This window comes from Kovacikia sp. CALU 1929, from assembly GCF_056784235.1.
The window spans coordinates 213,355-226,498 of sequence record NZ_JBXBCF010000049.1; the positions used below are offsets into that span (position 1 = coordinate 213,355).

At 44.3% G+C, this 13,144-nt stretch carries 14 protein-coding genes; 9 read left to right on the forward strand and 5 right to left on the reverse strand.

Annotation, left to right across the window (positions count from 1 at the left end):
• Positions 1–135: 135 nt before the first annotated feature.
• A complete protein-coding gene (locus tag AC1S52_RS04720) occupies positions 136–831 on the forward strand; it encodes an iron-containing redox enzyme family protein (RefSeq protein WP_482027888.1) in 696 nt (231 codons plus the stop codon).
• Between the two features lie 5 nt (positions 832–836).
• Positions 837–1,427, forward strand: a complete 591-nt coding sequence (locus AC1S52_RS04725) for a hypothetical protein (RefSeq protein ID WP_482027889.1) — start codon at positions 837–839, stop codon at positions 1,425–1,427.
• A gap of 80 nt (positions 1,428–1,507) precedes the next feature.
• On the opposite strand, the gene AC1S52_RS04730 is transcribed toward AC1S52_RS04725, so the two are convergent.
• Positions 1,508–3,013, reverse strand: a complete 1,506-nt coding sequence (locus AC1S52_RS04730; protein WP_482027890.1) for a relaxase/mobilization nuclease domain-containing protein — start codon at positions 3,011–3,013, stop codon at positions 1,508–1,510.
• A gap of 179 nt (positions 3,014–3,192) precedes the next feature.
• Positions 3,193–3,570: a hypothetical protein gene (locus AC1S52_RS04735; RefSeq protein WP_482027891.1), complete on the reverse strand. Its 378-nt coding sequence runs from the start codon at positions 3,568–3,570 to the stop codon at positions 3,193–3,195.
• A gap of 673 nt (positions 3,571–4,243) precedes the next feature.
• Between AC1S52_RS04735 and AC1S52_RS04740 the strand changes: the two genes are divergently transcribed.
• The 7 genes from AC1S52_RS04740 (at position 4,244) to AC1S52_RS04770 (ending at position 8,886) form a co-directional block, all read left to right on the forward strand.
• A complete protein-coding gene (locus tag AC1S52_RS04740; RefSeq protein ID WP_482027892.1) occupies positions 4,244–5,395 on the forward strand; it encodes a hypothetical protein in 1,152 nt (383 codons plus the stop codon).
• Between the two features lie 12 nt (positions 5,396–5,407).
• Complete coding sequence (locus tag AC1S52_RS04745) at positions 5,408–6,031, forward strand: hypothetical protein (protein ID WP_482027893.1); 624 nt, start codon at positions 5,408–5,410, stop codon at positions 6,029–6,031.
• A gap of 63 nt (positions 6,032–6,094) precedes the next feature.
• Positions 6,095–6,916 (forward strand): P-loop NTPase family protein, encoded by an 822-nt coding sequence (locus AC1S52_RS04750; RefSeq protein WP_482027894.1) that lies wholly within the window; start codon positions 6,095–6,097, stop codon positions 6,914–6,916.
• Between the two features lie 34 nt (positions 6,917–6,950).
• Positions 6,951–7,817 carry a DUF6753 family protein gene (locus AC1S52_RS04755; RefSeq protein ID WP_482027895.1) on the forward strand — a complete coding sequence of 289 codons (867 nt, stop codon included), beginning with the start codon at positions 6,951–6,953 and terminating at the stop codon, positions 7,815–7,817.
• A 14-nt stretch (positions 7,818–7,831) separates the two neighbouring features.
• Positions 7,832–8,080, forward strand: coding sequence for a hypothetical protein (locus AC1S52_RS04760; protein WP_482027896.1), 249 nt, complete (start codon positions 7,832–7,834; stop codon positions 8,078–8,080).
• A gap of 21 nt (positions 8,081–8,101) precedes the next feature.
• The gene (locus AC1S52_RS04765; RefSeq protein WP_482027897.1) at positions 8,102–8,386 is read left to right on the forward strand and encodes a hypothetical protein; all 285 of its coding nucleotides are present in this window, start codon (positions 8,102–8,104) and stop codon (positions 8,384–8,386) included.
• 26 nt (positions 8,387–8,412) lie between these two features.
• Positions 8,413–8,886 (forward strand): hypothetical protein, encoded by a 474-nt coding sequence (locus AC1S52_RS04770; RefSeq protein ID WP_482027898.1) that lies wholly within the window; start codon positions 8,413–8,415, stop codon positions 8,884–8,886.
• Here the strand turns inward: AC1S52_RS04770 and AC1S52_RS04775 are convergent.
• From AC1S52_RS04775 to AC1S52_RS04785, 3 genes are all read right to left on the reverse strand, one after another.
• Positions 8,826–10,619, reverse strand: a complete 1,794-nt coding sequence (locus AC1S52_RS04775; protein WP_482027899.1) for a UvrD-helicase domain-containing protein — start codon at positions 10,617–10,619, stop codon at positions 8,826–8,828. The two genes, AC1S52_RS04770 and AC1S52_RS04775, sit on opposite strands and share 61 nt — an antisense overlap.
• Positions 10,576–12,330, reverse strand: coding sequence for an ATP-dependent nuclease (locus AC1S52_RS04780; protein WP_482027900.1), 1,755 nt, complete (start codon positions 12,328–12,330; stop codon positions 10,576–10,578). Before AC1S52_RS04780 ends, AC1S52_RS04775 begins: the two co-directional genes overlap by 44 nt.
• Before the next feature lie 325 nt (positions 12,331–12,655).
• The gene (locus tag AC1S52_RS04785; RefSeq protein WP_482027901.1) at positions 12,656–13,000 is read right to left on the reverse strand and encodes a hypothetical protein; all 345 of its coding nucleotides are present in this window, start codon (positions 12,998–13,000) and stop codon (positions 12,656–12,658) included.
• Positions 13,001–13,144 lie beyond the last annotated feature (144 nt).

A 13,144-nucleotide genomic window follows, 5' to 3' on the forward strand; every position in this document is an offset into this window, starting at 1 on the left:
GTTTAACCATTGGATTGTTGGTAGATCAAACTCATCTCTACTATTAGTTTGCCTTGTTCGTATTTGGGTTTATTGACATTGGTTGAACTTGCTCTCCTGATTTTGTAAATTGAATTGATATTGGAGGTATCAGAAGTGTTTCTGACACAGCTACAAGCGGCGATAGATCTGCAATGGGCTGAAGTGAAAAAGGGGCTGTTTTGGCAGCACATCAAACAATATGGTGTCTCTAGGAAGTTATGGCAACGAGTCCTAGTTGAGATTTACCACTATACCCGCCATAACTCCATCAACCAGGCATCGGCAGCAAGCCGTGTAGATCCTAAGCAGCACGTTTTGTTGGCGTTTTGCTACAAACATGCTCAAGAAGAACTGGGTCATGAAGAAATGGTGGTACGAGATTTGGCATCCATTGGCTTGAATGATTCTGAACAGTTTAATGCCTCACCATTGCCGCCGACTGAGGCATTAATTGGCTATCTTCGCTATGTTGCGGCTGAGTTGGGGGCTATTCCTCGATTAGGATACAGTTTCTGGGCAGAGGATTCCTACAAGCACATTGGTACTGCTTTAGCGATCGCGCGTCGTGACCTCAATCTTGACGATAAAAATATGTCATTTTTCGTAGCTCACAGCGACATTGATGCAGAGCATTCGCAGGTTGTTCGGCGGATAATTGAACAATTTGTCACCCATGAGCAAGACCAGGATGATGTGATTCAAGTTGCCAGAACAACATTGTATTTAACTGGCAAAATTCTGGATGCGGTTGCTGAAGCAGTGCAAGAAAACGAGTCTGACCCCCTGTTGATGGCTAGTTCAGTTGGTTGAAAGAAATGCTGCATATCGAACCAGTAACCACTCAGGTTGCATTGAATGATGTTTATCGGATTCGCAGGATGATGTATGAGACTCGTTCTCCTCATGTGAATTTGGATGATGAATTCGATGCACTGCAAGATGAGTATTCCACGATCATGCTGCTAAAAGCGCGTGGTGAACCTATTGCTACGGTGAGGGCAACGCCAGTTATGACGAATATGACATTGTTAGGAAGGTTAAATCTTTTGCCATCCGATCTAGTAGAGCGGAAGGATCTTGTAGAAGTTTCTAGACTTGCTGCTATCCCTGGACGATTGGATGATGTTCCTTACTCGTTGGTTGTTCTAGCGGCAGGTGCCCAATACCTGCTTAGTCAAAGCGATTACAGGTACTTTTTTGCTTATTGTCGCTCATCATTGTGCCGTTTGTACCAATTGGTAGGCGCAAAAAAAAGGGGACCAAGTTTCACAATAAATGGCTACGGTGATATTAATTTTACGTTAGTAGAGGGGTCGCTCTCATTGGCGGCATTGGTGGTGTCTTCCTCGCTTCAGTGGGAAATGTCAGAGGACCGTCTAAGTTTACCAACCCTAGCACACGTTTAGTTTTAGGCTGTAGAGCTGCGATGTAGAGCTGCGATCGCAGGCTTCAAAATTCCGCCTAGTTTTACGCAAAACGAAACGCTTTAGAGTTCAATTTGTTTCCGTTGCCTCTGGGATTTAAGAGATCTTTTTGATGCAGATTGCCGTTGAGAAGTTTTTGCTTCCTCTCTCCAAACTCCCTGCCAACCTTGCGGATGGTATGAATCAATTCCGACTGCTTGGGGCACCTGCTGATTTAAGTGAGCTTTAATCGCATCGGTGCATTGAACCGATACGTACACCTTCTCCATGTTTTTGAGGACCTTGAGGGGCAATTGTTCTGGGCGATCAGCACTGAGATACAGAGTTGGTTGAGAGTTTGGATTATTTACCTTTTCCAAGACGTACACCGCTAAAGCTTCGAGGGGATGTTCGACGATTACTGCTTCTTGTAAGGGTAAGTCGTTATCCCCTATCCAAAATGTGCTGTAGAGGTGATGTTCTATGTCGGGTTCTGTTGCTTCCAATATGCCATTGCTGTTTAGTGTCAACCCGTGATAATCATCATCGTCGAGCGATCGCTCCACAAAAACTGGGCGCTTATTCTGATCCGCGTAGAGCCATCCTTGACGATAGAGTCCATTGAGTAGTTCAGGTGAAAATTGATATTGAGTAACCAGTTGTTGTTGTACCTGGTTCCAGTTGGAGTTCTTCCGTTCAGGCAACAATGTTTGAGAGTCTGAGTTTGGTAAATGTTCAGTAGTAGCTTCAGTAGTGGTAGAAATGGATTCGGCAGGTTGTTGCATCAATTGCTGAATTTGCTCATCATCGCGATCAGGGATGTAGCTCACCCTTTGGTGTTTTTGCAGTCCATTGAAGCTGTAAGCTCGACCTAAGTGGTAGCCCTTAAACTTCACGTTCTTCAGTTGAAAACTAATACCGGGATGCTTCAAGTTGACTTTTACTTCAATGCCCTCTTGTTGTAATCGCTTCACCAATTCAGGCATTGTAGGAGCATCCTGTGTCTGGGTTTGAATGGCAGTGAGTAGCTGCTTGCGAACAGATAACTCTGGAGGATTGGAACGAGTGCCTTGTTCATAGGCATGTTGTTCTTGTTCGTAGCGGTGTTGTTCAGCAAAACTGGGTGCAGTTTGGAGGGTGTCCCAACTACAGGCAACGCTAGGTAGTTCATATCGCTGCTCAATTTTGCGGAGTGTGGTTTCGGCTCTGCGGTGGTCCCAACCGTCATGCACACACCTGCCATCTAGCCCAATTCGTCCAACCGTGAAATGGATGTGGTCGTGAACTTGGTCAGTATGGCGTGTGAGTTGATAGGGGTGTCCGACAAACCCCATTTCATCTAAAAAGTCTTGGGCAATGATGTTCCACAGTTCATCGCTAAGATAGTCACCTACTGGTAAACTAAGCGCCCCGTGATAAATGAGACGTTCAACGCGGCGGTTGAGGGGTTGGGCAATGAGAATCTCTTGACTAAGTTCTCTGAGGGTTTCTCCTGCCATGTTCCCACCGATCGCTTTTGCTCCAGATTTATTGAGGTCGTAGGCAAATGTTTTGTAGACATCACGAGGTTTAGAGTGAGTCGCTAGCATCGGAGATTAGTCTCGTAGTGGTTAGGAATAAGTGTTGCTATGGAAGAGAGATGTGAGATAAATAGAGGATCATGTAAAACCGAGGTTAGTTTACATGATCTAAAGATGCGCGATTTTCTAGACATTACCTGATGGCATGAATTTACTTCACTACATCGCTGTTTGTGCTTGGCTCATCATTAGGTTTTCTCTGTGCTGTTTTCATAGCTAGTGAAAAGAATTTGCCTCAAGATGGCACGACTGGCTTTGATGCTCAAGTTGCACGCTTCATTCAGAAGTTCTAGATTGGCACCCTCAATTCTGCCAAGCTTTGCCTGGTTTTTGAGGTATTGCAAATGTCCGGTGATTGCTATCTGATGGCGTTGAAATTGCACCGCTATTTTGTAGATGGGAAAGTGCTGGCTTTGGCGAGGAAAGCGTTTGTTATTGAGATAGCAATCGAGGCAGGTGCAGACCCACTGGCTGCGAGTCATGCCACAAGCGTTAGCGGTAGAGTCTACCTGCTCAAGGAGTTCGGATGGGACGTAGGTTTTGAGAAGTTGTTTGGCAGAAGTCATGGGTTAAGGCTTGTTGCTCGTTGGCTCAATAGGGATTCAGGTTCGTGCAGGACTACTCAACGATCCTCGTGAAGAGTGCATTGATGTACACATTATCTGTCAGACGATGCGGACTCAATGCTTATTAGCATCACTAACGAGTCGCCTGTGTTGAGGATCGAACTGTGAATTGCAAACTTGTGTGCCAAAAATGTGGGCACTTCTTGCCATTGTAGTGTAATGGAGCCACGATCGCCGAATGCGATCTTGATTGAGGACATCGTTTGGAAATTGTAAATTCTTGATGTGTAGAATTAGTCCCAATCGGCATTGCTGGACATCCGTCCTTAACATTATTCACGGTTCAGCAGTATTAAGAGACCTGGGTGTGACGTGACACAACAGCGATCGAATTCGCTAGTGTAAGTGGAGTGGCTTTCCGTTTCCTCCCTATCCGATCATGCGGATTGTGGACGGATTTCTAACCCACCTGATTTCCTTCTACTCAGCTCACTGGTTGTTACCTTTGCAACTCGTGGAGCGTTATATCGCACAAAAACGACTCCCAGTGTTCTCCACTCGTTGGGCAATAGGATAGGTCGTTTGTGTTCCCGATCAGGGATCGACGACGACCGTTGCACAAGCGTGATTAAGTACTGCCACATTCTTCGTATATCAGGAGTTTTTCAATTGCATGACTCGATCGTCAAAACTACTTGGTGTTTCAATCGCTCAGGCAGGAGACTTTGGCATGTCTCGCACCAAACCTATCTCGCAACTCGCCGATGGTCTTCTCAGTACACAGCCGACAGACCCGCAGGTTGTTGAGCTGAACCCTGATGACCTCAAAGATCTGCGCTTTCGCTACAAGCCCAACCTGCCGCCTGAAAATCAAGCCTGGGTGTCTTACGGTAAGGGCACCTTTGTAGTGGGGAACTTAGCGCGTGTCAAGCATGGACAACTGCACATCCACCAACTCAAACAAACCCGGATTGTGCCAAAAGCTCTGACTGCGATTTGGTCAGCCTATCAACAACATGGACTGAACAACAAAGCTGGACTCGCATTTGTGGGACAACTGCCTGCGGGTGAAATGCCTGCTCGTGAAGCCCTGACTCAGGAACTCAGCGAAGCCCTGAAGGAATTTGAAACCCCGACAGGCACCTTTAAAATTAAAGCCCGCATTCGCTTTGTCCCTGAAGGTAGTGGTATTGCCGCTTACAAAGAAGCCACCGACCCAGACTTTTCTGACAAGGTTTGTGCTTTCTTTATGCTAGGGTTTCGCAACGCTTCGGTGCTTGTGATGGAACGCGGGGTGGAATCGATCGTGCGAAGTTCTAAGTGGGGCTTTGCTCATTTGGTTCAGGAGGTGTCGGACTCCGACAAAGTAGTTGAGCAGTCCATTGAAACCCTTACTCCTGTACTGGCAGAGGCGTTTGACCCGAAGCAACTGCTTGGGCGTGAGGGGATTGTTGATCGCCAACCCTTCTACCGAATCACTCACCATCGCTCTGGTTCTGACCAAACTGAGGAAGTGGATCGCTTGGTGTTGGCTACGGAGCAAGCCTGCGATCTCTACCTACGGGAGTTAATGGGCTGGATGCAAGATGTGCTGAATGAATTGACTGTCCGCTGCGACGAAGTGATTCTGAGTGGCGGTACGGCGGAAACGCTCAAGCGAGTAATTAACCGACGCTGGCTTTCAACCTTTCCAGAGCACAGCTTCCACGGTGGAGTCAAACTCCCTGAAGACTTTGATGATAAGGGTTTAGGAGTGCGCCTATTTGATCCGTATGCAGCACTTCTGGGACTGACAGCAGAGGTCTTTCCGCATTTGGCGGCGTAGGAGGCTACAGCAATGTCAAATGCAGAATCATTGTCAGGCAAGCCCAGTACCCGCAAAAAACGAAAGCGGGAGCGCTTGCAGTGTTTGTATCAGCCGGAGGTTGGCACCGATGATGCGGCACTCATTGAATACCTGAAGTCAAATCCCGAAAATCGCCCCGCCAAAGAGTTGCTGCTCGAATCCGGGCATCAGGTACAGGGGGTGGGGATGCTCTTGATGCTCAAAGAGTCTGGACGCTTGAGTGAGGAGCAATATCGACGGCGGAGTTTATTGCTGATCAGTCAACTTGAGGGGTATACGGCTTATGCTCGTCGAGTATTGGGACTGGAAGCTCCACCCGTGGTGCATCACCAGCAGGTGTATGTGATGGGTGGAACATTACCGGACAGCATGATTGCTTCGGTTCCTTTGGCAGAAGCTCTTCCCCAGGCGTTGGTAAGTGTATCACCTGCATCAATGGAGATCGCTCGATCAAACAGGAAAGAATCTGAGTCGGTTGAGGAGACTGAGGTGGCATCTATTTCTTCTATCCCAGTTGCCACTAATGGTTTCAATCCCTTCAAAAAGGGGCAGCGATCGCAGGTATTCGGAGATGTCTTTGAGGGACTAAATGACTCCAATGATGAAGATGCTTAATTGGTATTGGAAAAAGTTTTTAACTGTTCGTAATTGATTTTTGATTCAAAGGAGATGCATTCTATGCCTGATATCAATGTTGTGGGTGGTCGATTAGGAGGAGTCGGCAAGTCCACCTTCTCCTGTTGCCTGATCCACATTCACCAGATGCTGAAGATACCCTACCTCGCCATTGATGCAGACCCCCAAACTTACAACGTGCATCACTTTTATCCAGATACTTACAAACTGAAGTTTTCCGAAGAGGATTTCGATAACGCCGACATTGTTTGGGAAACGGCATCTGAGCAGGGTAAGAACATCATCCTCAACCTGGCTGCTAGTTCGTCGGAGGCAGTGCATCAGTGGCTGGTGCAGAACAACCTGCTACAACTGGCAGCCGATTCAGTCAACGCCAATCAGCCATCTGAACGGGTTCGGTTTATCGAATGGTTTTTGTGCGATGCCGGGGAGTTCAGCGTCGCACAGTTTATTGAATCGGTCAACACCTATGGCAACCAGATGACCCACGTGTTGGTGCGAAATCAGGGTAAGAGTAAGCCCAGCGCCTGGGAGCGGTTGGAGGCAAATTCTGAGCTTCAAGAGGTGCTGAAGCGTCCGTATGTGAAACAAATGGACTTTCCGAAATTCCTCAAACCGACAGGCTATGATGCCATGCAACTCACCTTTGCTCAAGCAATTGACCCTGAAGCGAAAAAGTTGAAGTTGCTCGATCGCCAGCGGGTAGTTACCCTCTTGCGTGGCACTCAAGATGCTGTTGAGAGGTTAGGGCTGCTCAGGGCTGACATGGCTCCACTCGAAACGGGTGCTGCCAATGGGAAGTCCGGTAAAGGATTTTCTAAAGGCAAGGAAGGGAAGGATTCGGAAGTTTCCCCGGTGTCATAAAGATGTAGAAGCATATTCCTGAGTGGAGGATTGGATGCAACTGGATGACCCTAAGCATTTAGGTGATGGAGAGGCGGATGATTTTGATTTAGACGATCGCCTGTTACCCGATGAACACCAATCGCGGCATCGATTGTGGGAAACGGTTGATCCTCGCTACACGTTGTTGTCTCTCACGCTAGAGGGGCGGGATGCCAACTTCAAGTCTGAGGTGTATGAAATGGTGGACAATTTGGGGATTGAACCCGATGATCCACTGTTCCTACCGTTGATGGCAGTGGGTCATGTAGAGACTCTGCTCAAGGAACATCCAGATTTGCATGAACAGTTCAAACAACAGCTTGAGCAATTTAAGCAAGACCTGCGATCGCTACAGGAACAGTCTTCAGACTGGATCATGAAAAACCTGGAAGCTTACGAGCAGGCAGTTAAAACCAAGCTTGACTCATTAGAACGAACGGCTGCGGTGATTCACCGAAAAGTAATGAGTCGCACCGTGGATGAACTGGTTCGCAAGGTGAGTGTCCGGGAAGTGCTGACCCATCCGTTTACGCTGATACGGGCTGGCGGGATTTTTTTGCTCATCCTATTGGTTGGAGCAGCGATCGGTGGAGTGGTTGGTGTGATTGGCACGTTGGTTCGCCAGCAGGTGATTCCTCTCGATCCGGGAGCTCCCCGTCGGTTGACCACAGAGCAGGTTGAGGCGTTGCGTTGGGCACAAAGTGCTGAGGGCAAGTATGCCAAGCACCTGATTGAGTGGAACCGAGATCTGCTGGCGGACAACAACTGTCAGAGAGAGGTAAAGCGGTTGGGAGTGGTCTGGCAACAGAACGGGCGCGAAGCGACTCGTGGCTTCTGTCCGTTGTGGACGGTTCCACCCAACGAGCGTCAGTTTAAGTGATAGGTAATTGTTAAATGGATCTCTGTCATCGGTTCCTGTTTTATGGAGGCGGACAATCAATTTCTGAAGCTGGTAACAATCCCTGGCAAACCGATCACTTCAGCGACGGTTATCAGGAAAACATTTTTGAGCAAAACTTTGGTGACACGCCCTACTTGGAATCTGCCGCTAACCCCACCCCCTACTTAAAGGGTTATGGCAAGGGTTCTGGTTATCAGCCAAAGACGGAGCACACTTTTTCTGCACTGGACTTGGGGCTTTAATTTTCCTTAGCTCTGCCTGTCATGAATACCCCATTGAGAATGCCGGACGGCTTCAAAAGGCAGCGGGTTCTAGCATGGATCATTTCACTGTGCTTAATTGTCATGAGTAATTGCGGGTTCAATGCATCTGCATTTGCTCGTACCATTGACGATGGCAGCCTACCAACCCGGATTCTAGAAATTACAGGGAGTCAATCTGGGCTGCCTGCAACTCAAGTTTTATTGCCTGATTGGAGCCTGATTGCTCTGTCACAGATGCCGAGTATCAGCCGTGTTGGCTCAACCGATGGTAAACCCTATAGGTAAGTGTTGGGGTATGACCCGAGCCGCCGTTGGAATACTGGTATGACTCCCGATCAGTATTTGAAGCTGGGGACATTTCGCAGGCATTTCAGGCAGAAGTATTTTCGTCAGGGGCGATCGCCCAAATCACCAATCTCGATCTCAATCAAGTTGCCCTGAGCACGTTTACACTGGCAACCGATCAAACCTTGAGCCATCTGGCAGAGGTTGTGCCAGGGTTGGCGCAGACCAATGTGCGGGCGATCGCGCCTGTTGCGGCACTTTTGGCTGCCAAAGTCGTCGGCATTAATGTCTCTGATCAGACGCTGGCTGAAGTATTGGCACAGCATCCCCAGGTTGGACAGTTACGCTTAAAAGACATTGATCTTTCTGGTTTTTCTGTTAACTCCATTTCCAATCTAGAAGTTGTTCAGCTCCAACAGTTTGAGGGCGGGATGAACACTCATTCCGTTACAAGGGTTATACCAGGAAGTTTTAGCATACAACTCAAATTTGCCCTTTGAGTAGTTCCATCTGCTTTGAAGCGAGTTTTACTAGCAGAGAAGAAGATTTGTTTTCTTGCCCTTGTTACACCTACATAAAATACACTTAATTCTTCCAAGAAATTCTTCTCATTTCTACTATTTACTGTTAAATTACAATTACTTTTATGGGTGCAAGCTCCACAAAGTCCATACCAGTTAGGTATAGAGTATTGTTCCATATCTGGCATTAAGACATAATCCCATTCCAATCCTTTTGCCCCATGAATAGTTGATATAATAACGTTTTGATCAACATATTCCATATTTTGTTTTAAGGTTCTGTTTTCAAAAGTATCCCTTATGAGAATTAACTTATCCTCGGCACTTAAAAATGAATAATCGATTAATATCCTAGACAAAAATACTTCTAGTAAATTCAATAATGATTTTATTGTTGGGCTACTACTATTTTTAAATACTTCTTCAACTTTAAAGTAAAATTTTTCCAAAGTTCCCTTTGAAATCCTAATATCCTTTCTTAATTGATCGGTGAATTGAGAAGAACACTCTCTATGAAATGATAAATAATCTGAGTCATCATCTCCAAATAGAGCATAAAAATAAGAAATTTTCTTTCCCACAAGTACCTCAATAATTTTATCTATATTTGCTCCTCTTTGTTTTACTAAAATTGTGATCTTACATGATCTGTCCTCTTCGGAAGAGAACAAATAATTTATTTTTTGTATGATTTCCTCTGCTTCTTCTATTTGAGTATTTACAGATATAAGTGAGACCTCAGCATTTGCTTGAATAACTGGACTATTAGGCTTTTCTGCATTTAATCTGATATTTCTATCTAGCTGGAGCATCTGTGGGTTAGACATAAATCTATAATTCTTTTCTAAAGCTATCCGATCCATAGAGAATAGTTTCTCTGCCTCAACTATTAAATTGGGTATAGCACCTATAAAGCCATATATTCTTTGCAATGAATCTCCCATAAAAACCAGTTGAGATTTATCTCCCACTAGCCTCTTTAATAAAGCCCAGCTTAGAGCATTAGTATCCTGAAATTCATCTACAAGAATTACGGGAAAATAGCCTTGATAGAATTGAAGAACTTCCCTATATTCAATAAATAATTTCAATGTGAGTGCAAGAATCCCATTGAAACTGATACACTCTTTATCAAGAAAATTTTCTATAATTCCATCCGTATATTGATTGAATTGTGCTGATAAATATTGCTTGTTAACACTTTTAACGGCATCGCTAAATCCAGAAAAAATTGATGCTTTTTGAAAGGATATTTTCAACGCACTAGTTATTTGCTCAGCTTTAGAGTCATCTACAGTTTTTATCAAATCTAAATTGGGGAGATTAGGATGAAGTAGGTAACCATATCTTTTTAGAATATGCCTACAAAATCCATGATAATTCGAGACAAACAATTTCTCATTGATTCTGAGTTGATTTGAATTGCCAGACTGAACCAGAGAAGGTAAATGCTCAGCAAGCTCTTTTTTAATTTTATATGCTGCATTAACACTAAATGTTAGTGCAAGGATTTTCTTAGGATAAGAAACTTTTCCAGTAGCTAACAGATAAGCTACCTTACTGATCATAGTCTTCGTTTTTCCGTAGCCAGCAGGAGCCTCAACAATAAGCCTTGTGGACTCCGAGAAGATAACCTCAAGCTGCTTTTCATCGCCAGAATGCAGGTCTCTAAGCTTCTGAGATAATTGACTCTGTTCCGATTGATTCAACATTTTTCGATAATTCAACTGCTTTTTGAATTAGATTCTTATAAACTTTAGGGATTTCAGTGACATAGTTACCTAAGTCTCCTCCATCTAGAATACTCTTGCTATTTCTCATACTCTTGAGAATATGCTCCTTTGATAAAGCCTTAAGCTTCTGGATCTCATCTAGTGATAGTAACTCTAACTGAGGATATATAAGATTTTGAGGATCGAGGGAAGTACCTATCTCTCTAGCCTTGCCAATGAAATAATCAGCTTTTCTCTCATCGGGAAATTCTTTTTCTAGATATTTCACGTAATCTGTTACATTGAAGCTTGCATATATATCTTCTTCGAAATCTTGTCCTTGAGTAAAAGATAATCCTGCAACATGGTTATATTTCGCTTCCTGATCACGATCCATTAGCCCTATATTTTTAATGCCAAATTCATCTAGTAGTTGCATTAAAGATGGAATCGATTTTGCACCTCCCGCTTGAATAATACTAATTCCAAATTCATCTAGGTCGATATTCATCCTCTTGCTGAAGATGGGGAGCGCACCAAGCTCAGTATCACCTTCGACTAAAATCACTACTTTTGAAAAGAATGCTTCTTTAACATAAGGCAAATTCTTAAGTAGCTGTTTCTCAGTAGTTTCATCTAAAGCTATATCAAACCCGCTTTTAACGATCAAATAACCACTTTCATTCTTGTAGAACCTCAAAAACTGTCTGTAGTCATTGAGTAAAATATTAGGCGAATGTGAAACAATCAGGATTTGTCCAAGCAATCTATTGATTTGAAATATGTCTGTAAGAAGAGAGCTAAAATCTAGCTCATCATTATTTACAACCCGCCCAAGATATTTGATTAAACTTCTTTGAGCATAAGGATGTAGGTGGATTTCTGGCTCATCCAACCCTATTAAGACTGGAATACACTTTTCTGAATTTGAGCTATCCTCGATAATGCATCTATCTAATCGCTGCTTGCTAAGGCTTAGTAACCTCTCAAAAATTGATAGCGTGATAATTATAGAGAACTGTACTCCATAGCCTAGGCTTTCCAAAGCTCGATTGTTGTTATCTGCTAATAAAATGAGTTTCGCCAATAGATTCTCTTTGTTCTCTTCTCTAATCGCCTGCACGGAGAAATCTTTAAACGATTTAATTTTTTGTAGAGATTGATTAACCTCAATCAAAAATTTATCAATCTTCTCAACGATTACGAAATCAAAGTCTTGCAATTTGCTAGCTTGTAGGTATTTAACTATGATGTGATTGAGAAATTTGCCAACACCTCTATTCTTGGAAAAACTTAGTTCAGATGATGGATTTCTGAGTGAGTCATAGTTTATATAGTTAACGCATCTTACTATGCTGTTAGGAATCACTGTTCCTGATTCTTGATGCTGAAACTTAGTTACGTCATCAGGAGATTCTTGAACGGCTACTATATTAATCTTCCCTCTATCAGTAGGATCAAACAAATCATCAAAGAAGCCCTGCTCAATTTCTGATAGTCCTAATGAAAAAGTGATGTGGATTTGCTCATCAAGGTTTAGAAAATCTGATTCAGCAAAGTTATTTTTATTAAATAGAATATTTAATAAATCAAGTAAATTTGACTTGCCTAAATTATTTTCTCCGATAATGAAGTTCATTGTCGGATGGAATTTTATTTTCACTCCGTCTAAATTCCGGTAGTTCTTGATCTCAAGCGTCAAAATCCTCATAGGGCTTAGGCATCATACAGACTGCCGTACATTGTAGCTTCAGAAAATTGAAACCCCTAAAATTTACATATCCTTGACAATCCCTTCATCCCCAAAAAAATGTTCAGATGGTTACCATTCATGAGTTGGCAGAGGCGAACTGATGAGAGGCAACCCCCATTCTGAACGATGAGGCTCAGAACGAGAGTTGCTGCCAAGTGCCAATCAGACAGAAATTTAGCCACGATAGTGGCTAAAAAAGAGTACCTCAATTGAGGGGTGGGATGGGATGGGTAAAAAGTAGCCCCACACTCTACAGGGTGTGGGGCTACTTTGATTTGGCTGATTAGGAAGCCAGTTCAGCCGCACGGCGACCCATCCGACGCTTCAAAGCGTTGATCTGGTTGCTGCGTGCCTGTTTCACCTGCTTGTAGGTCTTTAGGCCATAGGAGCGGATGATAACGCTCATCAACTCCTCATACGATTTCTCGCCGTGAGCTTGCCGGAAGGCTTCCTTAAATGCATTCCAGTCAAAATCCTGTTCTTGGGCACGAGCCGCTTTCGCGCGGTCTTCACCAACGCGCTGCATCAGGTAATTGAAGACGTTTAGACGCTGCCGCTCGTTAACATCGATCAGGTTGTCCAGCGAAACATCAATCGTAGGTTGAGCTGCTTTAGTTTTGTTAGCCATTGGTTAAAACTCCTTAAGTTTCACGTTGATCAGGCTTTCACGCAGGTCGCGACGGTTGTCGCAATCTGTTCTGAGTCCGATTCCTCAAACTCACCCAAGTTGCAACGGCAGTTGCCTTAGCGGACCTTGAAAGTCCGCCTGGTT

Bases quoted from the DNA above. Each gene is read 5' to 3' on its own strand.
- AC1S52_RS04725 (WP_482027889.1), top strand. From the start codon at position 837: ATGCTGCATATCGAACCAGTAACCACTCAGGTTGCATTGAATGATGTT.
- AC1S52_RS04730 (WP_482027890.1), bottom strand. From the start codon at position 3,013: ATGCTAGCGACTCACTCTAAACCTCGTGATGTCTACAAAACATTTGCC.
- AC1S52_RS04735 (WP_482027891.1), bottom strand. From the start codon at position 3,570: ATGACTTCTGCCAAACAACTTCTCAAAACCTACGTCCCATCCGAACTC.
- AC1S52_RS04740 (WP_482027892.1), top strand. From the start codon at position 4,244: ATGACTCGATCGTCAAAACTACTTGGTGTTTCAATCGCTCAGGCAGGA.
- AC1S52_RS04745 (WP_482027893.1), top strand. From the start codon at position 5,408: ATGTCAAATGCAGAATCATTGTCAGGCAAGCCCAGTACCCGCAAAAAA.
- AC1S52_RS04750 (WP_482027894.1), top strand. From the start codon at position 6,095: ATGCCTGATATCAATGTTGTGGGTGGTCGATTAGGAGGAGTCGGCAAG.
- AC1S52_RS04755 (WP_482027895.1), top strand. From the start codon at position 6,951: ATGCAACTGGATGACCCTAAGCATTTAGGTGATGGAGAGGCGGATGAT.
- AC1S52_RS04760 (WP_482027896.1), top strand. From the start codon at position 7,832: ATGGATCTCTGTCATCGGTTCCTGTTTTATGGAGGCGGACAATCAATT.
- AC1S52_RS04765 (WP_482027897.1), top strand. From the start codon at position 8,102: ATGAATACCCCATTGAGAATGCCGGACGGCTTCAAAAGGCAGCGGGTT.
- AC1S52_RS04775 (WP_482027899.1), bottom strand. From the start codon at position 10,619: ATGTTGAATCAATCGGAACAGAGTCAATTATCTCAGAAGCTTAGAGAC.
- AC1S52_RS04780 (WP_482027900.1), bottom strand. From the start codon at position 12,330: ATGAGGATTTTGACGCTTGAGATCAAGAACTACCGGAATTTAGACGGA.
- AC1S52_RS04785 (WP_482027901.1), bottom strand. From the start codon at position 13,000: ATGGCTAACAAAACTAAAGCAGCTCAACCTACGATTGATGTTTCGCTG.